Annotated in this window: 16 protein-coding genes; 8 read left to right on the forward strand and 8 right to left on the reverse strand. The window is 67.4% G+C overall.

Going from position 1 to position 21,866, the window contains the following annotated elements:
• The 5 genes from AC5RWT_RS10000 to AC5RWT_RS10020 all read right to left on the reverse strand — a co-directional run.
• The coding region (locus AC5RWT_RS10000) for an NAD-dependent epimerase/dehydratase family protein (protein ID WP_494080151.1) at positions 1-280 on the reverse strand (280 nt) is incomplete at its 3' end.
• 110 nt (positions 281-390) lie between these two features.
• Positions 391-3,111: an alpha/beta fold hydrolase gene (locus AC5RWT_RS10005; protein ID WP_494080100.1), complete on the reverse strand. Its 2,721-nt coding sequence runs from the start codon at positions 3,109-3,111 to the stop codon at positions 391-393.
• The gene (locus AC5RWT_RS10010) at positions 3,105-4,130 is read right to left on the reverse strand and encodes a 3-oxoacyl-ACP synthase III (RefSeq protein ID WP_494045825.1); all 1,026 of its coding nucleotides are present in this window, start codon (positions 4,128-4,130) and stop codon (positions 3,105-3,107) included. Before AC5RWT_RS10010 ends, AC5RWT_RS10005 begins: the two co-directional genes overlap by 7 nt.
• A gap of 159 nt (positions 4,131-4,289) precedes the next feature.
• Positions 4,290-5,444, reverse strand: coding sequence for a hypothetical protein (locus AC5RWT_RS10015; protein ID WP_494080101.1), 1,155 nt, complete (start codon positions 5,442-5,444; stop codon positions 4,290-4,292).
• 281 nt (positions 5,445-5,725) lie between these two features.
• The gene (locus AC5RWT_RS10020) at positions 5,726-6,733 is read right to left on the reverse strand and encodes a glycosyltransferase (protein ID WP_494045827.1); all 1,008 of its coding nucleotides are present in this window, start codon (positions 6,731-6,733) and stop codon (positions 5,726-5,728) included.
• 181 nt (positions 6,734-6,914) lie between these two features.
• Between AC5RWT_RS10020 and smc the strand changes: the two genes are divergently transcribed.
• The 7 genes from smc to AC5RWT_RS10055 all read left to right on the forward strand — a co-directional run bounded on the left by smc (position 6,915) and on the right by AC5RWT_RS10055 (position 17,111).
• Entirely contained in the window at positions 6,915-10,565 is a 3,651-nt protein-coding gene (gene smc / locus AC5RWT_RS10025) for a chromosome segregation protein SMC (protein WP_494080102.1), read from the forward strand.
• A 16-nt stretch (positions 10,566-10,581) separates the two neighbouring features.
• On the forward strand, positions 10,582-11,361 hold the full coding sequence (locus AC5RWT_RS10030) for an alpha/beta fold hydrolase (RefSeq protein ID WP_494080103.1): 780 nt from the start codon (positions 10,582-10,584) through the stop codon (positions 11,359-11,361).
• Entirely contained in the window at positions 11,358-12,077 is a 720-nt protein-coding gene (locus AC5RWT_RS10035) for an esterase/lipase family protein (protein ID WP_494080104.1), read from the forward strand. Before AC5RWT_RS10030 ends, AC5RWT_RS10035 begins: the two co-directional genes overlap by 4 nt.
• 285 nt (positions 12,078-12,362) lie before the next feature.
• Positions 12,363-13,346 (forward strand): 1-phosphofructokinase family hexose kinase, encoded by a 984-nt coding sequence (locus AC5RWT_RS10040; RefSeq protein WP_494045831.1) that lies wholly within the window; start codon positions 12,363-12,365, stop codon positions 13,344-13,346.
• Positions 13,343-14,125: a 5'/3'-nucleotidase SurE gene (gene surE / locus AC5RWT_RS10045; RefSeq protein WP_494045832.1), complete on the forward strand. Its 783-nt coding sequence runs from the start codon at positions 13,343-13,345 to the stop codon at positions 14,123-14,125. The genes AC5RWT_RS10040 and surE overlap by 4 nt, the downstream gene beginning before the upstream one ends.
• A gap of 41 nt (positions 14,126-14,166) precedes the next feature.
• Positions 14,167-16,632: a molybdopterin oxidoreductase family protein gene (locus AC5RWT_RS10050; RefSeq protein ID WP_494080105.1), complete on the forward strand. Its 2,466-nt coding sequence runs from the start codon at positions 14,167-14,169 to the stop codon at positions 16,630-16,632.
• On the forward strand, positions 16,629-17,111 hold the full coding sequence (locus tag AC5RWT_RS10055; protein WP_494080106.1) for a hypothetical protein: 483 nt from the start codon (positions 16,629-16,631) through the stop codon (positions 17,109-17,111). The genes AC5RWT_RS10050 and AC5RWT_RS10055 overlap by 4 nt, the downstream gene beginning before the upstream one ends.
• A gap of 7 nt (positions 17,112-17,118) precedes the next feature.
• Here AC5RWT_RS10055 and AC5RWT_RS10060 read toward each other — a convergent pair whose 3' ends face one another.
• On the reverse strand, positions 17,119-19,155 hold the full coding sequence (locus AC5RWT_RS10060) for a CocE/NonD family hydrolase (RefSeq protein WP_494080107.1): 2,037 nt from the start codon (positions 19,153-19,155) through the stop codon (positions 17,119-17,121).
• A gap of 119 nt (positions 19,156-19,274) precedes the next feature.
• Complete coding sequence (locus AC5RWT_RS10065; RefSeq protein ID WP_494080108.1) at positions 19,275-20,564, reverse strand: ATP-grasp domain-containing protein; 1,290 nt, start codon at positions 20,562-20,564, stop codon at positions 19,275-19,277.
• A 218-nt stretch (positions 20,565-20,782) separates the two neighbouring features.
• On the opposite strand from AC5RWT_RS10065, the gene AC5RWT_RS10070 reads away from it, so the two are divergent.
• Positions 20,783-21,289, forward strand: a complete 507-nt coding sequence (locus AC5RWT_RS10070; protein WP_494080109.1) for a flavin reductase family protein — start codon at positions 20,783-20,785, stop codon at positions 21,287-21,289.
• Positions 21,290-21,378: 89 nt separating this feature from the next.
• Here AC5RWT_RS10070 and AC5RWT_RS10075 read toward each other — a convergent pair whose 3' ends face one another.
• The gene (locus tag AC5RWT_RS10075; protein WP_494080110.1) at positions 21,379-21,846 is read right to left on the reverse strand and encodes a GatB/YqeY domain-containing protein; all 468 of its coding nucleotides are present in this window, start codon (positions 21,844-21,846) and stop codon (positions 21,379-21,381) included.
• Between the last annotated feature and the right edge of the window lie 20 nt (positions 21,847-21,866).

A 21,866-nucleotide genomic window follows, 5' to 3' on the forward strand; every position in this document is an offset into this window, starting at 1 on the left:
CCACGTCGCGCACTCCGGCGGATTTAGCCGCGGCCAGCAGGGTGCGGGTGCCGTCGATGTTGGTCGCCACGAACTCGCTCCACTCCCCGGTGAAGGAGACCTTCGCTGCCAAGTGGATGACCGCGTGCACGCCCTGTACGGCCCGGGCGACGGCGTCGGGGTCGGTCAACGAACCCAGCACCGACTCGGCACCGGGGCCGACGTCGGCCGGACGGCGCTGGAAGGTCCGGACCCGGTGGCCCTGTTCCAGCAGGAGCCGCGCGACGGCGCCGCCGAGCATGCCGCTGGCGCCGGTGACCAAGACGGTTTTGGTCTCCACGCGGGTCTCCACGCGCTCGCTGGCGCTCGCTTGGTCGACCACCGAGGGTTCCTCCGCCGGCTTGTTGTTGCTCATGGCTTGGTAATCCGTCCGCCGGCCAGCGACTTGGCCGCCCATTCCGCCAGCCGGGCCCGGTCGATCTTCGAGTTGTGCCGGATGTCCGTGGGCAGTTCGGGCACCACCAGCACCGCCGCCAGATCCAATTCAGTAGAGCGTGCCACGGCGGTGCGCACCTGCTCGCCAAGCGCACGCGGCGCGGTGCCCGGTCTGGCGGACGGTGGAAGCGTTTCCACCACCGCAACGGGAACCTGGGCGCCCGACGGACCGACGCCGACGACGGCAGCCAGCCGGACGCCGTCGTGCGTTTCTGCCGCCTGCTCGGCGGCCACGGGAGTGGCGACGCCGGAAGCAGTGGTGATGATGTGCGCCAGCCGGCCTTCCACCCAGAGCCGACCCTCGGCGTCCAGATGGCCCACGTCGCCGGTGCGGTGCCAGCCGGGCACGGACGCGCTGTGCTGCTGGGTGATCCAGAGGCGGTCGTAGCGGTCCTTCACATGCGGGGCGCTGACCAGGATTTCGCCGGTGACGCCGGGGTCGGTGGACGGCCGATCGGAGACGCTGCCGTCCGGAGCCACCGCGGCAATGGCCACCTTGGCGCCGGAAACCGGGGTACCGACGCAGACGCCGTTGCCGGAACCGGCAGCGCGGATGCCGTCAAGGCTGATGTCCGTGACCGGCAGTGCCTCGGTCATCCCGTAGGGGGTGTGCAGGGTTGCGGCCGGCACCAGCGACTGAACCTTGGCCAGCAACGGTTCCGGAATCGGGGCGCCGGCAGAGAGCAGTAGCTCAACGCTGGAGAGCGCCACACGGTGCTCGTCGGTCAGTCCGTCGGCTGTGGCCAAGACATTGGTCAGCGCGGCCGGCGAGGCGAACACGGCTGTGGCGTCCACCGCGGCGGCGGCGTCGGCCAGGGCGGCTGCGGTGAGCGTCTTCGGCGCGGTGACGTCCATGTCCGGAGTGACCGAGGTGGCGCCGAGGGCCGGGCCCAGCAGGGCGAACGGCGCGAAGCCGGCCACCAGCGACGTACCGGCCTCCAGCCCGTAAGTGTGCTTCAGAGTGTCCCGCATGGCGGCCAGCTGCCGGTGCGTGTAGACCACGCCCTTGGCCGGACCGGTGGAGCCGGATGTGAAGAGGATGGCGGCGTCGTCGTCGGGGTTCGGGGCAGTTGCCGCGGTGCGGGTCTTCACGTGGGCCTCCACGCGCTCGCTGGCGCTCGCTTGGCCGACCGCCGGGGTGCTCGCTTGGTCGACCGCCGGGGCTTCGATGGCCGAGCCGGCCGCGGCGGCTTCCACCAGCTCGGGTACGGTGTGGGCGATTCCGTAGAGCTTGCGCTTGGCCTGGCCCATCTCGGCGACGCTGATGCGCTGGCCCGGCCAGTTGAACAGCCGGGCGGCAACGAAGGCGCGCTCGATGCCGACAATGAACTTGGGACCGGCACCCTTGATGGCGCGGCTGAGCCCGGCCGGGCCGAGCCCGGCGTCGGCCACCACGATGACGGCGCCGAGCTTCAGGCAGGCGTAAATCAGGCTGGTCAACTCGATGCCCGGAGGCACCAGCAGGTTGATCCGGTCGCCGGCCTTGACGCCGATCCCGGCGAGTCCGTCGGCCAGGAGGTCCACCTGTCCGGCGAGCTCGGCCCAGGTCAGCGTCCGCGGCCCGGCGCCGGGGGCGGCCAGGGGCGCCATGTCGACGACGGCGGGGGAGTTGTCTGCGCGGCGTTCGTGCAGTTCGGCGAGCATCGGGCGGAAGGGCTCACCGCGGGTCTCCACGGGTCTCCGCGCAGGCCTGGCGGCCTTTGGTCGATCACCGGTATCGGTCAGCCAAGTGTAGAGGGGGGTGGCGATGTCTCGGTCTTCGGGGAGCAGGTGGCCGGCGCCCTCGAAGCGGTGCACGTCCGCCTGCGGCAGCCGGTCCATCAGGTCGCGCAGGTAGCGGTCGGAGAAGACCGGGTCCTTGGGGCCCCACATGATCAGGGCCGGCACGTCCAGATCCCGGATGCCCTCGGCCACCTCGTTCAGCGTGCTCCAGCTGGGCGTGCTCTCGTCGGCCGGGATGTCCGCCACGAAGTTGCCCACGCCGGTGCGCCGGGCGGCGTGCCGGTATGGTGCCATGAACGCATCCCTGACGTCCTTTTCCAAAGGAGGATGCGCCAAGGAGTGGGTGACGCGCAGGAAGGCGGCCGACGTCGTCGTGCCCCACTGATGGACGGCCGGGTGCAGGGCGAGTTTCAGCGGGGCGGGGAGGCCGAAGCCGGCGGGATGGACGGCGGTGTTGGTCAGCACGACGCCGGCGAGCTGGCCGCGGTGCCGGGTGGCCCAGCCCAGTGAGATCACGCCGCCCCAGTCGTGGCCGACGGTAACGACGGGACCGGTGATGCCGAGTTCGGCGGTCAGGTCGCCCAAGTCCGTGATCCGGTCTTCAAGCCGGCGGAAACACCGGGTGCGCTCGGAGAACCCCATGTCCAGCTGGTCGACGGCGACCACGCGCCACGGCGCCGCGGCGTCCCCGGCTGCGGCCAGCAGGGTGCGCCAGAGGTAGGACCAGGTCGGGTTGCCGTGCACGCAGAGCAGGGTGCCGGCCGGCTCGATTCCGCGTTCGGCCAGCTGCGGGCCGTTGTCCAGCAGGTGCCAGGTGTGGGCGCTGCCGGCCGGATCCACCGCGGCGGTGGAGGGGACGCGGACGCGACGGGACCAGGCCGGGTCCACTCCGGGCCAGAGGGTGTTGTCTACCACGCAATCTCCATCATGGTGGTGTTCAGGCCGGAGCCCACTCCCATGCAGAGCACCCGGTCCCCGCTGTTCAGGGTCTGCGACTCCTGGGCCAGCGTCATCGGCAGCGAGGCCGGCCCCACGTTGCCCCACTTCGGGAACGTGATCGGAACGCGCTCGCGGACCAGGTCGACAGCCTTGATGATCGCGTTGGTGTAGGAGGTGGAGACCTGGTGCGTGACGTACCGGTCCATCGCGGTCCAGTTCCACCCGTCGCGGTGGGCCTCGTGCCAGGCGCTGACCACCAATTCCAGCCCGTTCTCCAACAGGCCCTTGGTGTCCGTGAACATGCCGGCCGGCCCGCCGACGCACAGTTCGTGGTGCTCGGTGCCGGCACGGGAGACGCCGCCGAGGATCCGGTGTGATTCGGGGTGGACGTCGGCGGGGCCGATCACCGCTGCGGCGGCCCCCGAGCCCAACGTCAGCGTGGCGAACTCGCGCAGGTAGTCGGCGCGGGTGGAATCCGGATGGTTCAGCCGTTCGAAAGTGGTTTCCTGGGTGGGCTGCGCATCCTCTCCGGCGACGATCAACGCATATTTGAGCTGTCCGGAGTCGATCATATTGGCGGCCAGGGTGATGCCGTTGACGAAGCCCAGGCAGGCGTTGGCCAGGTCGAAATTCATGGCCGACGACGGCAGGCCCAGGCCGTGGTGAATCTTCACGGCGACCGACGGTTCCAGGTTCCTGCGTGTCACGGACGTGTTGATCAGCAAGCCGATCTGCTCCGGCTCCACGCCGGCTTCGGCCATGGCCTTGGCACCGGCTTCGATGGCGGCGTCGTCGAACGATGAACCGGGCGACCACCAGCGGCGCTCAGTCACGCCGGCAACACGTTCCAGCAGCTTCCGGGAGAGCTTCAGGCGCTTCAGGCTGGGGGCGAGGCGCTCATCGAACTCGGCGGAACTGACGGCTACCGGCGCCTCCACGCTCGAGACGGCCAGCAAAGCCGCGTTGTCATGTCGAAACGTCGCGTTACCGATCAATATCCAGCCTTTATTCGTCTGTCGGGGACGGTCACCTGTACACGGAGAAGCCGGTATGGGCACCCGAAGTCTTAACTATGCACCCCGCGCCGACGTTCCGCACATACGGACAAAGGCATTGGTTTGTGGCAATTGTCTCTGCTACCGCTCCGCCCCGGGTTATTTATCAACCTTCAAGCGCCGGTCCGCAAGGAAGAGAACCCCGGCCAGTGTGCAGGCGATGGCGGGCCAATAGCTGTATCGGAAATCAGAGGCCGGGACAATCGGGATGTAACCGAGAAGGTAAAGAATCGCCGACCAGCCGAGCGCCGCGATCTGGGGCCGGAGATATCCCGCCTTCGGGAGTAGCAAGATGATGGCTGCGGCCGCAGCCAGCCAGAACCACGCCCTGAAAAACCAAGGGAACGTTTTCGCACCCACTTCCACTACATAGTCGGACAAGATGTTGTCCGCTTTGGTGGGTTGTACGTGGTATTCGGCGGGGACGGCGTGCCGGCCCGCCGTGACCGGCGCATACTCGCTTTTGCCGACGAACAGGAACCGGGCGTAGGTTTGCGCGCGATAGTAGGCATACCGGACCGGATGGGTGACCACATCGCTCAACCAGAGGCCGCGTACTTCCGACTGATGAGCGATCGGTTCGAACTGCTGGCCCGTTGCCCCGCGGCCATAGCACTTCCAGTAGGCATCCCAGATCACGTCTTTGGACTGGCAGACATCGCGGGCGTGGAGCAACTTGTCTTCCAATTCCTGGGGGATATCTGCGGCCCGAATCTCCTGTGCAGGCACGGTGAAGATGATGTCGTCGAGGAAGACTTGGGATAGCTGGCCGGTTGGTTTCGGCTGGAAAGCGGCGTTGAACGCGGACCCGACACCCAGCAACAGCACCAGGAACGTGACCGCCGCTGCCGCGTAGCCGCCCAGCAAGCGCCTCCGGTTCGAGGTCAGCCATTCGCGGAGCCCCGGCGAACCATTCCGCCACGTCCGGTAGAGCAGGAAGACCAGGGGAAGGATCGCAAAGAACGCGTTCTTGCGGACCATGGCCCCATAGAACAGGAAGAGCAGGGACAGGGCGAGAAGCGGGTACCGAATTGAGGAGAAACGCTCGGCCAGCAAGATCAGGACCGTGCCCACAAAGAACGCGATCATCATCTGCACGTCCTTCCACAGCACACCGAGGAACGTGATGGTGAACGGCAGCAGGGGAACTGCGAGGGCCAGCGCGGATACGAGCCGGCTGCGGGTGAGATCGTGCAGGTAGATCGCCAGCAGCAGCGCCGCCGTGAACACCAATCCGAGCTGCACCAGCACCATCGAGCTGATTTCGCCGGTCAGCCGGTACAGGCCCGTCCAGCTGACCGTCATGATGGCGGGGTGCCAGTCGTCCAGCGGGATCCGGCCGAGGACCTGCTTGAGCTGATGAGCTGAATCGTTTGTCATGCGTCCCGGCCGGTTCGCCACCCACAGAAAAGCGGTCGCCACAAGAGCGGCGACGCCCACAACTGAAAGCCACCAGTAGTCCGGGGCAGTCCACGCGGCGCGCACGCCGAGCGGGCTGTTAGGGTCGCTCCGGGGCGGGCTGGCGGATGAACCCGTCACTTTTTCGTCCCGTCGAAACGCACTTTTTCGGCGTTCGGCGGCACCACATCTGCATCCTGCGGGTGCGGCGGCGGATCCAGGCGCAGATAGGCCAACCGGGCTGCTTCACGCCGTCCTCGCTTCAGGCCGTCGAGGATGATGCCGATGCAGCCCACCAGAACCGCCAGCCCCATGAAAGCGGCAGCTAGGATCGCCGTCGGGAAGCGGGGCACGAAGCCGGTTTCAAAATATTCGAGCACCACGGGAAGCCCCAGCCCAAGCGAGACCAGTGCCAGCGCTGCGGCGATGATGCCGTGGAAAAGGGCCGGCCGTTCGTGGCGGACGAGTTGCACTATGAGATAGAGGATCTTGAAGCCATCGGTGTAGGTATGGAGTTTGCTTTCGCTGCCCTCGGGCCGTTCACCGAATCCGACCTCGACCTCGACCTGCGGCAGGCGCAGCGAGGTCATGTGCACCGTGAGTTCGGTTTCGATCTCGAATTTCTTGGATAGGGCAGGGAACGACTTGACGAAGCGGCGGGAAAACACCCGGTACCCCGACAACATGTCGGAAACCTGGGAGCGGAAAAGGAGACTCACCACCCGGTTGAACATCCGGTTGCCCAGTTCGTGTCCCGGCCGGTAGGACCCGGCTTCTCCCGAGGAACGAACACCCAGCACGTGATCGTACGGACCGTCCAACAGGGCTTCGATCATGCGTGGCAAGGCCGCCGCCTCGTACGTGTCGTCGCCGTCGATCGTGACGTAGATGTCCGCGTCGATGTCGGCAAATGCGCGCCGGAGCACGTTGCCCTTGCCCTTGCGCGATTCGAACCGGACGATCGCTCCGGCCGCCCTCGCCAGTTCCGCGGTGCGGTCGGAACTGTTGTTGTCATAGACGTAGACCGTTATCCCCGGGACTGCCAGCCGTAGATCCCGGACCACTGCGGCAACTGTCTGTTCTTCGTTGTGGCAGGGAACAATGGCGGCAATACGCTGCCCCGGGAAGCTGACTGGATCTGACACGGGAGGCTTCACCTCTATCCGGACAAGGGCCTGGACTAAGTTCTCCGCGGCCGGTTCAGACCGGCCACCTTCCGCTAGGTACTACACCTGTTTGGCCAGCGGGACAAGGTCGTGGCGCCGGGGAATACGCGGTGGACACGGTAGATTGTTGCAAGGAAATGTCCGCCGCGGGAGACACAACGTGCATCTTAAATCTCTGACTGTGCGGGGCTTTAAGTCTTTTGCGTCGGCAACGACCTTCGACTTCGAGCCCGGCGTCACCGCTGTCGTCGGTCCGAACGGGTCGGGCAAATCCAATGTGGTGGACGCCCTCGCGTGGGTGATGGGGGAGCAGGGCGCCAAAACCCTGCGCGGCGGCAAGATGGAGGACGTGATCTTCGCCGGCACCGCGGGCCGGCCCCCGCTGGGCCGCGCGCATGTGTCGCTGACCATCGACAATAGCGACGGCGCCCTGCCGATCGAATACTCCGAAGTCACCATTTCCCGTACCCTGTTCCGCACCGGCGGCTCCGAATACGCCATCAACGGCAGCAGTTGCCGGCTGCTGGACATCCAGGAACTGCTTTCCGACTCCGGGCTCGGCCGGGAGATGCACGTGATCGTCGGCCAGGGCCAGCTGGACAAGGTCCTGCACGCCACCCCGGAGGACCGCCGCGGCTTCGTGGAGGAAGCCGCAGGCATCCTCAAGCACCGCCGCCGCAAGGAAAAGACGGTCCGCAAGCTGGAGTCCATGCAGGCGAACCTGCAGCGGCTCACCGACCTCACCGGAGAAATCCGCCGCCAGCTGACCCCGCTGGGCAAGCAGGCCGAGGTGGCCCGCCGGGCCCAGCAGGTGCAGTTCGAAGTCCGGGATGCCCGCGCCCGGCTGCTGGCGGACGAGCTGGTGGAACTCAGCACCTCCCTGGAACAGGAGGTGGCCGATGAGGCTGCGCTGAAAACGCGGCAGGCCGAGGTGGAGACGACCCTCGCGTCGGGCCGCAGCCGGCTGGCCGAACTGGAGCGGCTGGCGGCCGAGGCTACGCCCAGACTCAATGCCGCGCGGGACAGCTGGTACCAGCTCTCGTCCACCCGAGAACGCTTCCGCGCCCTCGCCAGCCTTGCCAATGAACGACGGCGGCTGCTCGGCTCCGCCGACCAGGAACCGGACAGCGGGCGGGACCCGGAGATTTTGGAGCAGCAGGCCGCCGAGGTCCGCGAGGAGCAGGCCGAGCTGGAGTTCGAGCTCGAGGACCGCCGTGAGGTATTGGACGACGCGATCGAAGCGCGCGCCGCGGCGGAACGGGCGGCGCAGGACGAAGAGAAGCGGCTGACCAACATTCTGCGGGCCGCAGCCGACCGCCGCGAAGGGCTGGCCAAGCTGGCCGGCCAGGTGGGGGCGGCACGCTCCCGGGTGGAGTCTGCCGAGGCAGAGCTGGGCCGGCTCCGCGCGTCGATCACCGAGGGGGAGGAACGCCGTCGCCACGCCCAGGCGGAGTTCACCGCGCTCGAGTCCCAGGCGGCCGGGGTGGAAGAGGGCGAAGAAGGCCTCGACGCGGCCTATGAGGAGGCCAGCGACGAACTGGCCGAGATCGAAGCGGAACTGGAGCAACTGCGGGCCGACGAACGCGAGGCCGAACGGGAGCGCCACGCCCTGACTGCCCGCAAGGAAGCACTTGAAGTCGGGCTGAACCGGCGGGACGGCAGCGAGACGCTGCTGGCCTCCGAAACCGACGGCGTGCTCGCCCCGCTGGCGGACCTCATCAGCGTGGAGCCCGGCTACGAGGCTGCCATTGCCGCCGCCCTGGGGCCGGTGGCGGAAGCCATTGCCGTTGCCGACTCGGACGCCGCCGTCCGTGCGCTGGAACTGCTGAAGGCCGACGACGCCGGCCAAGTGGACCTGCTCATCGCCGGCGACCGGTCCCCGGTGGTCGACCGGTCTCTACTCGGCGCTGGCGCGCCTCCATCGACCACCGGCGCCGGCGACCGCGTGGGGACCCCGGCGGGGGCGATCCCGGCGAACAGTTTGGTTCAGGCCAAGCAGGGTGTCGAGGGTGCCGTCCGCGCGCTGCTGGCCGCCGTCGTCGTGGTTGAAGACCTCCAGACCGCCGCCCGCGTGATTGCGGCCGACCCGGCGCTGACCGCCGTCACCCGCGAGGGCGACCTCTTCACGTCCTGCTCCGCGCGGGGCGGTTCCGCCGGCGGCCCCAGCCTGCTGGAAGTCCAGGCAGCCGTGGACGAGACCGCGCAGCGGCTGGAAGCTGCCACGGCCCGCGCTGAACGGGCCAAGTTCGCGATCGCCGGCGCTACCTCGCGCCGGGACGAGGCCAAGCTGCGCGCCGACGCAACCCTGGAACAGCTGCACGAATCCGACGCCCGGCTGGCAGCCGTCGCCGAACGGCTGGGACAGCTCGGCTCCGCCCTGCGGTCAGCCACCGGCGAGAGCGAGCGGCTGGCCAAGCTGGTGGCGGCCGCCGAGGCCAACATCGTGATCGAGCAGCAGAAGCTGGCCGAAATCACCGAACGCCTGGGCGCAGCACAGGCTGCAGAGGACGTTCCGGCTGAAGCCGAACCGTCCACCGACAAGCGGGATGAGCTCGCCGCAGCGGCAACCCAGGCACGCCAGGTGGAAATGGAAGCCCGGCTGGCGCTGCGCTCGGGCGAGGAACAGCTGACGGCCATCGGCAACCGGGCGGCCTCGCTGGAACGCGCAGCAGCGACCGAACGCCATGCCCGGGCGCAGGCGGCGGAGCGCGCCCGCAAGCGCCGGCTGCAGGCAGCCAAGGCCGCCGCCGTGGCCCAAGGAGCACAGCAGGCGCTGGCCTGGCTGGACGTCTCGGTAGACCTGGCCGAACGTGAACGCGACGATGCCGAAGAGGTGCGCGCTGCGTGGGAGGCGGAGCTATCCACCGTCCGCTCGTCCACCGATGCGCTCGCCGCCGAGTTGCGCGAGCTGACCGACACCGTGCACCGCGATGAACTGGCCCGGGCCCAGCAGCGGCTGAAAATCGAGGCCCTGCAGACCCGGTCCATCGAAGAGTTGGGCCTGACGCCGGACCATCTGATTGCCGAGTACGGGCCGGACCAGCCGGTACCCGTCGCCACTGCGGCATCGAACGACAAATGGGCCGCGCTGCGGGCCGCGGTGGACGAGGAAGGCAACGCCGTCGTCGAGGGCGTTCCGTTCGTGCGCGAGGAGCAGCAGAAGCGGCTCAAGAAGGCCGAGCGGGACCTGGCGGCGCTGGGCAAGGTTAACCCGCTGGCGCTGGAGGAGTTCGCAGCGCTGGAGGAACGGCACCAGTTCCTGAGCACCCAGCTGGAGGACCTGAAGGCCACGCGAAAGGACCTGCTGGACATCATCAAGGAAGTCGACGAGCGGGTGGAACAGGTCTTCACCGAGGCCTACCGCGACACCGCCGTGCAGTTCGAGCGGGTGTTCGGCCGCTTGTTCCCGGGCGGCGAGGGCCGGCTGGTGCTCACCGACCCGGAGGACATGCTCAACACGGGCATCGAGGTGGAGGCCCGGCCGGCCGGCAAGAAGATCAAGCGTCTGTCCCTGCTTTCCGGCGGCGAACGCTCGCTGACCGCGGTGGCGCTGCTGGTCGCGATTTTCAAGGCCCGCCCGTCGCCGTTCTATGTGATGGACGAGGTGGAAGCCGCGCTGGACGATACCAACCTGGGCCGCCTGATCACCATTTTCGAGGAGCTGCGCGAGTCCAGCCAGCTGATTGTGATCACGCACCAGAAGCGCACCATGGAGGTGGCCGATGCGCTGTACGGTGTGACCATGCGCGGCGACGGCGTCACCACCGTGATCTCGCAGCGGTTGGAACACGCAAAGGCTTTGGTCGACTGAAACAGGAAGGCAAGCGATGGGGAAGATTCCGGGAGAAATACGGCAGCTGCTGACCATCGACGGCTGCCGGCTGCGCATCAGGACCGTCGGTTCCGGCCCCGCGGAGTTCGTGCTGGTCCACGGCATCGGCGTCTCCGCGCGCTACTTTGAACCGCTCGCGGCTGAACTCGCCCGGCACGGCACCGTGCACCGGGTGGATTTGCCCGGCCACGGCGGCACCGCCAAACCGGAGCGGGCCCTTGGGCTGGTGGACTATGCCCGATTGGTCAACGGCGCCATGGAACGGCTGGGCATCGGCCCCGCCGTGCTGGTGGGCCACTCGATGGGCTGCCAGGTCGTCGTCGAACTGGCCCTGCACTACCCGGACGCCGCCACCGCGCTGGTGCTGCTGGCGCCCACGGCCAACCGCCGGGAGCGTACCGCCTGGCAGCACAGCCTGCGGCTGTTTCAGGACTCGTTCCGCGAACCGCTGATCGTGGACTTCATCGAATTCACCGACTACGCGCGCTGCGGGCCGCGCTGGTACCTGAAGACGCTACCGGCGATGCTGGGCCAAAAACTGGAGCACCGGATCGCCGGAGTGCAGGTGCCGGTGCGGATTGTCCGCGGTGTGAAGGATCCGATCGTGCCGCTGGACTGGTGCCGGGAACTGGTTGACGCCTGCCCGGACGCCACACTGGACAGCATCGCCGGCGAGGCACACGTGATGATGTTCCGTTCACCGGGGCCTGTCGCCCGGCTTTGCCTTGCACCGGCCGCGCCAGGCGGCGATGCCGCTGTCGGCGACCGGCCGTGAACAAGCGGCCGGCCGTGAACAAGCTGCTGCGCACCCTGCGGCTGGGCGGGGGCTGGCTGCTGGACTACGCCTACGTCGGATACCAGCAGGTCCGTGGAGTCCTCGCTCGGGCCGACCCGGCACAGTACCGGGAGGACGCCGCGCACGGGGCGAGCCCCGTCGTCGTTATTCCAGGCATCTACGAGTCCTGGAAGTTCATGCGCCCGTTGATTGAGCACGTCCACGGCCGCGGGCATCCGGTGCACGTGGTCGAGCCGCTGGGCTACAACGTCGGCAGCATTGCGCGGACGGCCGGCATCGTGGGGGACTACCTGCGCCGGCACGATCTGCAGAACGTGACGATCATTGCGCACAGCAAGGGCGGGCTGATCGGCAAATTCGTGATGACGACGGCGGAGTCCGCCGGCCGCGTGCAGCAAATGGTGGCGATTGGGACCCCCTTTTCCGGTTCCCGCTACGCCACGTTCGCGGTGACGCCGATGGTCCGGGCGTTCTCGCCGAAGAACCGCGTGCTGCGGCAGCTGCTGGCGAATCTGGACGTCAACCACCGGATTGTGTCCGTTTACAGCGCGTTCGACCCGCACATTCCCGGTGGCTGCCGGTTGGAAGGCGGCGTGAACATCCGGCTGGAAACCACCGGACATTTCAAGATCATTGCGGAGGATCGGGTCCGCGACATCGTCGACCAGGTGCTCGCCGGGGCGACGCCGGAATAGCGACGGGCAGGCCGGCACGGTTTTCCGGGCTGCGGCTCCGGTCTCCACGCGGGTCTTCACGCGCCCGCTGGCGCTCGCTTCGTCGACCACCACGCGGTTCGCTGGGGCTCGCTTCGTCGACCACCGGGCGGTTCGCCCATTGTCCGGTGAGCCGACCGGCGTTAGTGTCGAAACCAAGGACCACTGCAGACGGATACCGGGCAGCGGCGTTGCCGTGCTAACTGCCCGAGCAAAGGAGGCAGGCATGACGATCAGCCGGACAAGCCGCTTGGATCGAGGTGCACGATGGGTTCGGTAGTTATTTTCGCCCCGTCGCCCGGACTGACCGTGACGGTGGAGGATGTTGACGGCCGCCCCGATATTCACCTGCACGCTGGCGGACAAGGCGTCTGGCAGGCGCGGATGCTGACCGGGCTTGGTGCGTCCGTCACCATGTGCGCCGTCTTCGCCGGTGAAACCGGCAGCGTGATCCGGCATCTCATCGAGGATGAAGGCGTCGAAGTGATACCGGTGGAGGGGCAGGGCAGCAGCGGGGCCTACATCCACGACCGGCGGGCCGGCGAGCGAGAATTGGTGGCCGAGAACCCGGGAGAAAAGCTGACCCGTCACGACCTGGACGAACTCTACGGGCAGACCCTGAAGGCCGGCATGGAAGCCGGCACCGTGATCCTCAGCGGAGCGGTCCGCGAAGACGCCGTCCCGTCCGACGTCTACCGGAGACTTGCCGCCGATCTGGGCACCGCGGGCTGCCGGGTGATCACCGACTTGACCGGTGAACGGCTCACCGCAGCGCTCGCCGGCGGCGTCAGCGTGGCTAAGATTGCCGACGACGAACTCACGGGCAGCGGGCGCGCCTCCTCGGACGAGCCCGAGGCGATTATCGAGGCCATGCGCGCCCTGCACAAGGAAGGCGCCGGCACGGTGATTGTCACCCGGGCGCACTTGCCGTCGCTGATGCTGCACGAAGGCGAAATCAGCGAGATCCGGGTGCCCGAGATGCAGAGCGTGGACACCCACGGCGCGGGCGATTCGCTCACCGCGGGCGTCGCAGCAACGCTGGCCGACGGCGGGACCATGCACGAGGCGGTGGTGCTGGGCACCGCCGCCGGCGCGCTGAACGTCACCCGCCACGGCCTGGGCACCGGCGAGGAGGGCGCCATCCGCAACCTGACCAAGCTGGTGACCGTCTCGGCGCATCGGGCCGACGAGCCGACCGCGGCCCAGCAGACCAGCCCGGACGAACTGGCCCGAAAGGTGTGGAAGCAATGAAGACGCCGAAGATGGTCCTGATCACCAACGACGACGGCATCGACTCCCCGGGGCTGCACGCCTTGGCCGCTGGCGCCTTGGAGGCCGGCCTGAACGTGACCATCGCGGCCCCGGTCACCGAAGCCAGCGGCAGCAGCGCGTCCATCACGGCCTGGGAAGACGAGGGCCGGATCCGGGTTGAGCAGCGGACGCTGGAAGGGCTCGAGTCCATACCGGCCTTTGCCGTGCACGGCACCCCCGGATTCATCTCCATGATCGCCACGCACGGCGCCTTTGGCGACCGGCCGGACCTGGTGCTCTCCGGTGTCAACCGCGGGGCGAACGTGGGCCGGGTGATCCTGCACTCGGGCACGGTTGGCGCCGCGCTGACCGCCGGGGTGAACGGCGGACGCGGCATGGCAGTCTCGCTGGACACCGGCCTGAACCCGGAACAGTTGAACTGGGATACCGCGGCACTGCTGGCCACCGGATTGCTGCCGTACCTGATGGACCAGCGGGTTGGCACCGTCTTGAACCTCAATGTGCCGAACGTCGACGGATCGCAGCTGCCCGAATTTCGGACCGCGACGCTGGCCGAGTTCGGCATCGTTCAAACCACGGTGGCCGAACGGGGCGAAGACCATCTCCGTTTGGCCATCGCGGACAGCCAAGAGCTGGCACCGCCGGAGAGTGACTTCGCGCTGCTGGCCGCCGGATTCGCCACGGTCACCGGAATCCAGCCGGTGACCGAAAGCCACCTGCCGGACTTCTCTGCAGTCGCGGATCGGCGTCGTTCCTAAAAAATCAGTTCCCCCGACACCGCGGAGCAACCGGAGGCATCATGACCCGCATAGACCGGATCGCCGAACCATGGGGGACACGGACCCCGTACGCCGCGGGTCAGGACTGGCCCGTGCGGGTGGACATGTATTTGCAGGACGGGCTGGACCCGGCCGACGTGGACCGATGGGTGCAGACCGCCTCCATCCTGCACTCAAACGGGGACGCCCTGGACATTGCGGTCAAGGATGGCCGGATGGCCGGCGTCCGCGGACGGGCCACGGACCGGGTCAACCACGGGCGGCTGGGACCCAAGGACCTCTACGGCTGGCAGGCGAACGGGTCACCGGACCGGTTGACCAAGCCGCTCATCCGGGAGAACGGCAAGCTGGTCGAAACCGACTGGGACACCGCCATGGACCGGGTGGTGGGCCGGACCAAGGAGCTGCTGGACGAACAGGGCGGCAGCGCGATCGGCTTCTACACCACGGGCCAGCTGTTCGCCGAGGAGTACTACACGCTGGGCCTGGTGGCCCATGGCGGGCTGGGCACCAGCCACGTGGACGGCAACACCCGGCTGTGTACGGCAACGGCCGCTGCCGCGCTGAAGGCGTCCTTTGGCTGCGACGGCCAGCCCGGTTCCTACACGGACATTGACCACGCGGACGTCATCGCGCTGTACGGGCACAACATGGCGGAGACCCAGGTGGTGCTGTGGTCCCGGGTGCTGGACCGGCTGGCCGGCCCCAACCCGCCGAAAATCGTCTGTATCGATCCGCGGTCCACGCCGGTGGCGAAGGCCGCAACCGTGCACCTGGCGCCCCGGCCGGGCACCAACGTGGCGCTGATGAACGGCCTGTTGCACGAGATCATCGACAACGATTGGGTGGACCACGAGTACGTCCAGGCCCATGCCGTGGGCTACGAGGAGCTGGAACAGCGGGTGAAGGAGTACCCGCCGGAGCTCGCGGCGGACATCTGCGACGTCCCGGTTGAGAAGATCCGCGAAGCCGCGCGGATCCTCGGCCGCGCCGAGCGGCTGTTTTCCACGGTGCTCCAGGGCTTCTACCAGTCCAACCAGGCCACCGCGGCCGCCGTCCAGGTCAACAACATCAACATCGTCCGCGGGATGCTGGGCAAACCCGGCTGCGGCATCCTGCAGATGAACGGCCAGCCGACGGCGCAGAACACCCGCGAATGCGGCGCCGACGGCGATTTCCCCGCTTTCCGCAACTGGTCCAACGACGAGCACGTCAAGGACCTGGCCCGGGTGTGGAACGTGGACCCGATGGCCATCCCGCACATGTCGCCGCCCACGCATGTGATGCAGATGATGCGCTACGTGGAGGACGGTTCCATCAGGATGCTCTGGGTGAGCGGAACCAATCCTGCCGTGTCGCTGCCGGAGCTGCGGCGCATCCGCTCGATCTTGGAACAGGAGCGGTTGTTCCTGGTGGTGCAGGACCTTTTCCTCTCCGAGACCGCGCAACTGGCGGACGTGGTACTTCCCGCGGCGACCTGGGGCGAGAAGACCGGCACCTTCACCAACGTTGATCGGACCGTCCACCTGTCGGAGAAGGCGGTGGATCCGCCGGGGGAGGCCAAACCGGACCTGGACATTTTCCTGGACTACGCCCGGCGGCTGGACCTGCGGGACAAGGACGGCGGCCCGCTGGTGAAATGGCACGACCCGGAATCGGCCTTCGAAGCATGGAAGGAGTGCACGCGCGGCCGGCCGTGCGACTACACCGGCATCACCTACCAGAAGCTGCGCGGTGCCTCGGGCATCCAGTGGCCCTGCAACGAGGACAACCCGGACGGCACCGAACGGATTTATGCGGACGGCAAGTTCTGGAGCGCGCCGGACTACTGCGAAAGCTACGGCCGGGACCTGCTCACCGGCGCCCCGCTGGAGCCGGACGAGTACAAGGCGCTGAACCCGAACGGCAAGGCGCTGCTCAAGGCCGCGGACTACCTGCCGCCGCACGAGCTGCCCAGCCAGGACTTCCCGCTGCAACTGATCACCGGACGGACGCTCTACCACTTCCATACCCGCACCAAGACCGGCCGGGCACCGCAACTGCAGGCGGCGGCTCCCGAGGTCTGGGTGGAAATGTCGCCGGCCGACGCGGCCGCCTACGGCATAGCCGAGGGAGACCTCGCCGAGGTGGCAACTCCGCGGGGTTCCGTGGAGGCCCAGGTTCGGATCAGCGGCATCCGGGACGGCGTGCTCTTCCTTCCCTTCCACTACGGCTACTGGGACACGGACGGCGGCCACCAGCCCGACGGCGCCGGGCGCGCGGCCAACGAACTGACCATCACCGACTGGGACGCCGCGTCCAAGCAGCCGATCTACAAGACCGCCGCCGCCCGGATCAAGAAACTGGGTGCCGGCGACGGACCGGCACCGGCTCCCACCACCACGGCCTCGGCGCCGGTCGGTGCGATCGGCCGGCAGACGGCCGGAGGCGACACCGCGGGCGTCGACGAAGAGCTGCAGACGACCCGAGGGGGAGGACTGTCATGAGGATCGGCCTGGTATTGGAAGAGCTGCACCGATCCGAAAACGATCTGGCCCACGAGCTCCTGCAGGTCTCCGAACGGCACAAGGTGGACCACGAGATCTACCACCTCGGCCGCGACCTGGCCCGCTGGTCGCAGCAGCACGTGCGAGAGATCGCCGGGATCGGCCGGCAGTACGGGCTGGACCTGAACCCGGAACCGAAGGACGAGGCGGCCTGGGCCGAACGGATCCGGGAGAAGGGCAGCGAAATGCTGGGCCGCCGCGGCGACGTCGCCTTGCTGCTGCTGCGCGACCTGCGGGAGGTCTACATGAAAGCCTCCGGGGTCTCCGCCGACTGGGAAATGCTGGCCCAGGCGGCCCAGGGCATCAAGAACACCGATCTGCTCGGGGTGGCCCAGAAGTGCCACCCCGAGACAGTGCGCCAGATGCACTGGGCCAACTCGAAGCTCAAGGAGTCTTCGACCCAGATCCTGATCAGCTGAGCGAGGTTTAGACCAGCTGCCGGGGAATGCTGCGCTCCCAGTTCTGCGAGTAGACGCGGGGATTGCCCTCGTCCTCGTCCAGCTCGTAGGCATCCAGCTGCGCGTTCACCACGAAATCCGTCGGCGTCGAGGTCAGCACCGTCCGGGTCTGCACCTCGATCCGCCAGTCGCCGCGTTCGTAGCGGCGGATGGTCTGGGTTTCGCCGCGGACCGAATTCACGTCGTTCCCGCGGGAGCTGTACCACTCGTTGCTCACCCGCCGGATGTCCGTGCCGGTTTCGTCGATCCGGAACCGGCCCTGGTCGTTGATGATCTCCACCGTTGACGTGCCGGTCTCTAGATCGCGGATGGTCCGCCAGTGGTGGTTGCCCGGGTTCAGCGGCGTGGTCGCCAGCTCCGGGGCAGCTTCCGGCTCCGCGAAGGGACGCAGCTCGCCGTCGTCGGCCCGCGGCTTGCGCACCGGGATGTCCAAGGTGCCGCCGGAGAAGATGGTGACCGTCGCCGGTTCCGGTGCCGGCCACACCAGCGGCCAGTACGACGTCGAGACCGAAAGCCGCAGCCGGTGCCCGGCCGGAAAGGACTGCGCTAAGCCATTGAGCGGGACCTCGATCCGGTAGCGCTCGCCGGGTTTCAGCGGCTGCGGTTGCTCGCTGCCGTCGCGGTGCGTCAGGTTGAGCAGGCCGTAGGTGACCCGCGTGGCCTCCCCGTTCGGCGCCACGTCGGAAAGCCGGACCACCAGTTGGGCGACGGGCTTGTCCGAGGCGACTTCAAACGCGGCGACCGGCCGGCCGAAGACTTCAAGATCGTCTTCCAGCGGCTCGGTCTCGTAGACCAGCGAGCCGCCGTCCTCTTCGCGCTGGTCGGAGGGCAGATCGGGCAGTGCGGCATAGGACGCCCACTTGCCGGCGAACATGCCCACGCTCAGCGGCGAGAGCAGGTCCACGCCGCCGCCCGGCTCCACCGGCGAGCCTTCCGGGAACAGGCCGTAACGGCCCAGTTGCCAACGCTGGTTCTCGATGTTTGGCGACGGCCAGGACGGTTCGGCCACCCAGTGGCCGGGGCGGTCCTCGTAGGAGGGTTCGGGGGAGACCGCGTCCTGCATCCAGGCCCGGACCATGGGCTCTTCCATCAGGCCGGTGTCCTTGTCCTTCAGCCAGTGGTCCCACCAGCGCACCGCCTCCTGCAGGAAGCCGATGGCCGGACCGGGCACGCCCAGGTGCGGGTACTTGTGCCCCCAAGGGCCGATCAGTCCTTGGCGCGGCACTTCCAGGTTCTCCATCAGGCGGAAAATGGCGTTGGTGTAGCCGTCCGCCCAGCCGCCCACGGCCATGACCGGGATCTTCACCTGCGAATAGTCCTCACAGACCGACGCCGGCTTCCAATATTCGCCGCGGGTCTGGTTCTCCAACCAGGTCTCCAGCCAGAGGCCGCTGCCGGAGAGACGCTCGTGCCACATCTCGCGCCATCTCTCGCCGACGATTTCCGGGTCCGGCGGCAGGCTGTTGAAGGCAAACATGACGGTGGCCTCGGAGAGGTTGTCGGCCAGCAGGCAGCCGCCCATGTAATGCATGTTGTCCACGTACAGGTCGTCGGTAGCCGAGGCGCTGATGATCGCCTTCAAGGCCGGAGGCTGGCGTGCGGCCATCTGCAAGCTGTTGAATCCGCCCCAGGAGATGCCCATCATCCCCACCTTGCCGTCGCACCAGGGCTGGTCGGCCAGCCAGGCAATCACGTCTTCGGCGTCTTCGTGTTCCTGCGGCCGGTATTCATCAGTCATCACGCCGTCGGAATCGCCGCTGCCGCGCATGTCCACCCGGACGCTGATGTAGCCGTGGCCGGCCATGTAGGGATGGTTCAGTTCGTCGCGACCGCGCGAATTGTCCCGCTTGCGGTACGGGATGTATTCGAGGATGGCGGGCACCGGAAGCTGCTCGGCGCCCTCCGGCATCCAGATCCGCGCCGCCAGCCGGGTGCCGTCGCGCATGGGAATGAAGACGTTTTCGATGGCACGGACTGTGTGCGGAAAGTTCTCGATGGTTTTCATGCAGTGCTCAGTGCTCCTCTCGACTGTTCGCTGCACTTGGTGTGCCTGCACCGGGTGTGGTCTGCACAGGGTGCGCGTGTGCCGGGCCGCGTGGCTGCGACCCGGCACAGGCAGCGGGACTAGGCGGCGGGGACGGGCTCGAACTCGAACGGCAGCAAGTCGACCGCCGCGTTGTAGCGTTCCACCAGCTGGTCCCGGTCATCGGCGCCCAGATACAGGATGCCGACGACGTAGCGGTAGCTGTCCTGGTTGGGCAGTTCAGACAGCCGGTCTCCCACCTGCACCTGCAGGGTGAAATTGGCGTGCGGGATCTGCTTGGCCAGCCTGGCTATGTCCAGCTCGCCCGGGACACTGGTCACGATCGCGTCTTCGTCGTGGAAGACCATGCACTGGGAGGCGACGGCGAATTCGCCCTTGCGGTGCGGCATGGACGGTTCGACGCCCTGCGCAATGTCGATGGCAACCTCGTGATTGGATACCCCGTCCACCTTGGCGAAGAGATCGCTGTGTGACTGGGAGATGCGGGTGTTGACCTCGATCAACCAGAGTTGGTCCTCGGCCTGGTCCCACATGAATTCGGCGTTGAAGCAGCCGTTGTCGAAACCAACATGCCGCAGGTACCGCTCGGCCAGGTCGATCATGCGCTGCTGGACGGTCTCCGGGACGCTGTTGGCCGGGTAGTCCAGCCGTTCGAAGCTGGTCCCGGCGGCATCCTTGTGCATGTCGAACACCCCGTGGGCGTTGTACTTGCCACGGAACATGGTGCCTTCCGGAGCGGCCTGGGTTCCGGAAACGAACTGCTCGGCCAGGCAGGTGTTGCCGCCGGCGCTCTGCAGTTCCGGCGGCAAGTCCACCATCTTCAGGACCTCGTTGAAGGCGTCGCCGACCTGCTCGATCTCCGCCCGGATCTGCCCGATGGCGTCGGCGAAGTCTTCTTCGCTGCGAATCTCGAATCCGAGGTTGGACGAATGCGCCTTCACTGGCTTGACCCAGAAGGGGAACGGAATGTCGATCTGCTGCAAGGCGTCGTCGTCGAAAGGATCAAAGGAGGCAAACTGCGGAACGACCTCGGGGATGGACGCCTGCTGCTCCAGCCGGCTCCAATACTTGTGCTCACACTTGAGCACGCTCTCCAGCGTCGGCGCGGCGATGCCGTATTCCTTCGCGAGGATGGGGCCGATGACGCTGGTGGGGAAGTCCCAGTGGGAGATGATCGCGTCCACACTGCCGTCGAATTCCTGCAACTGCTGCCGCGCGGCCTCCAGCAAGCCGTGGAAATCGATCTCCTGCGCGCCGACCAGTCGGTCGTAGTCCAGCAGGCTGTGGAAAGTGTAGTTTTCGGCTCCGCGGACAGTTTGCAGTTCGCCGGACTGGAAATCTGTCAGTCCCAGAATAAATACGTTCTTCAAATTAATGCCTCCCGTTGTTGGTGGTGACCCTCATGGACCGGTGCAAGGTGCAAGGCCATGGAAAAGGATCGGTTGGTCGGGTGGGATATTTCGACCCAACCACGCACCAGATAGGCCGTCAAGGCACCAACCGGGCCGGAAGGGTGGGGCCGGACCAGACGGCCGCCGCCGTCGAGAGGATCGGGCAGGGCCGCTGTGATTTACGGCATGATGGGGACATGGCGCAGAAACAGGCACGGTCAGAGCAGCCCATGAGCGACTTCGCTCAGGGCTTCGACTATCCGATGTATGTGGTCACCGCGGTGGGCGGCGGCGGCGAGCGTTCCGGCTGCCTGGTCGGCTTCGCCACGCAGTGCAGCCTGAAGCCTGCGCTGTTCCTGGTCTGCATCTCGCAGCAGAACCACACGCATCCCGTGGCGTTGGAAGCCGGCGTCCTCGCGGTGCATGTGCTGGCGCGCAGCCAGCGGGCGCTGGCAGAACTCTTCGGCGAAACCACCGGTGACGAGGTGGACAAGTTCTCCCGCTGCGACTGGGAGCCGGGCCCGGAGGACGTTCCGCTGTTGGCGGACGCAGCGCGGGTCATGGTGGGCAGGGTCGTGAAAAAGATCGATTTGGGCGACCACACCGGTTTCCTGCTGTCCCCGCTCCAGACGCGCGGGGGCGAGGCCACCGACCTTTTGTCCTTCAGTGACGTCAAGGATCTCGACGCCGGCCATCCCGCCTGACGCCGCTCATCCCGCCTAACGCCGGCCACCTGCCTGACGCCCGCCACCCGTATAGGATGCGGGGCGGCGCGCCTCAACCGTGCAGGCGGTTACTGCTGGCCCAGCCGCGCGCGGACCATCTCGCTGACCGCCTTGCCGTCGTAGCGGCCGGCAACCTTCTCGGTGACCGGCTTCATCACCGCTCCCATCTGCCGCATGGACAGTTCCACGCCGTCGGCCTTGAGGCCGGCGATGGTGCTGTCCACGATCTCGGCCACCTCGGCTTCGCTCAACGGCTTGGGCAGGTAGGCCTCGATGATTTCGGCCTCCGCGCTCTCCGCAGCGGCCCGCTCCGATTCGCCGGCTTCCGTGTAGATCCGGGCAGTATCCCGGCGCTTGGCCGCTTCCTTCTGCAGCAGGGCGGTGGTCTGGGCATCGTCCAGCTCCACGGGCGTCTTCCCGGACTTTTCCTTGGTGGTGATCTCGCCCAGTACATTGCGGACGGTGGTCAGCGCCGTCTTGTTCCCGGCCTTCATGTGGGCGACGACGTCGGCCTGCAGCTGCTCTTTCAAAGTCACGTCAGTTTCTCGCTTCGGTG

It is taken from the genome of Arthrobacter sp. Dra40 (assembly GCF_059091905.1).

Coding starts and splice junctions, on each gene's coding strand:
- AC5RWT_RS10015 (WP_494080101.1), bottom strand. CDS start 5,444: ATGGTGCTGGTGCAGCTCGGATTGGTGTTCACGGCGGCGCTGCTGCTG.
- AC5RWT_RS10030 (WP_494080103.1), top strand. CDS start 10,582: ATGGGGAAGATTCCGGGAGAAATACGGCAGCTGCTGACCATCGACGGC.
- AC5RWT_RS10040 (WP_494045831.1), top strand. CDS start 12,363: ATGGGTTCGGTAGTTATTTTCGCCCCGTCGCCCGGACTGACCGTGACG.
- surE (WP_494045832.1), top strand. CDS start 13,343: ATGAAGACGCCGAAGATGGTCCTGATCACCAACGACGACGGCATCGAC.
- AC5RWT_RS10050 (WP_494080105.1), top strand. CDS start 14,167: ATGACCCGCATAGACCGGATCGCCGAACCATGGGGGACACGGACCCCG.
- AC5RWT_RS10055 (WP_494080106.1), top strand. CDS start 16,629: ATGAGGATCGGCCTGGTATTGGAAGAGCTGCACCGATCCGAAAACGAT.
- AC5RWT_RS10060 (WP_494080107.1), bottom strand. CDS start 19,155: ATGAAAACCATCGAGAACTTTCCGCACACAGTCCGTGCCATCGAAAAC.
- AC5RWT_RS10070 (WP_494080109.1), top strand. CDS start 20,783: ATGGCGCAGAAACAGGCACGGTCAGAGCAGCCCATGAGCGACTTCGCT.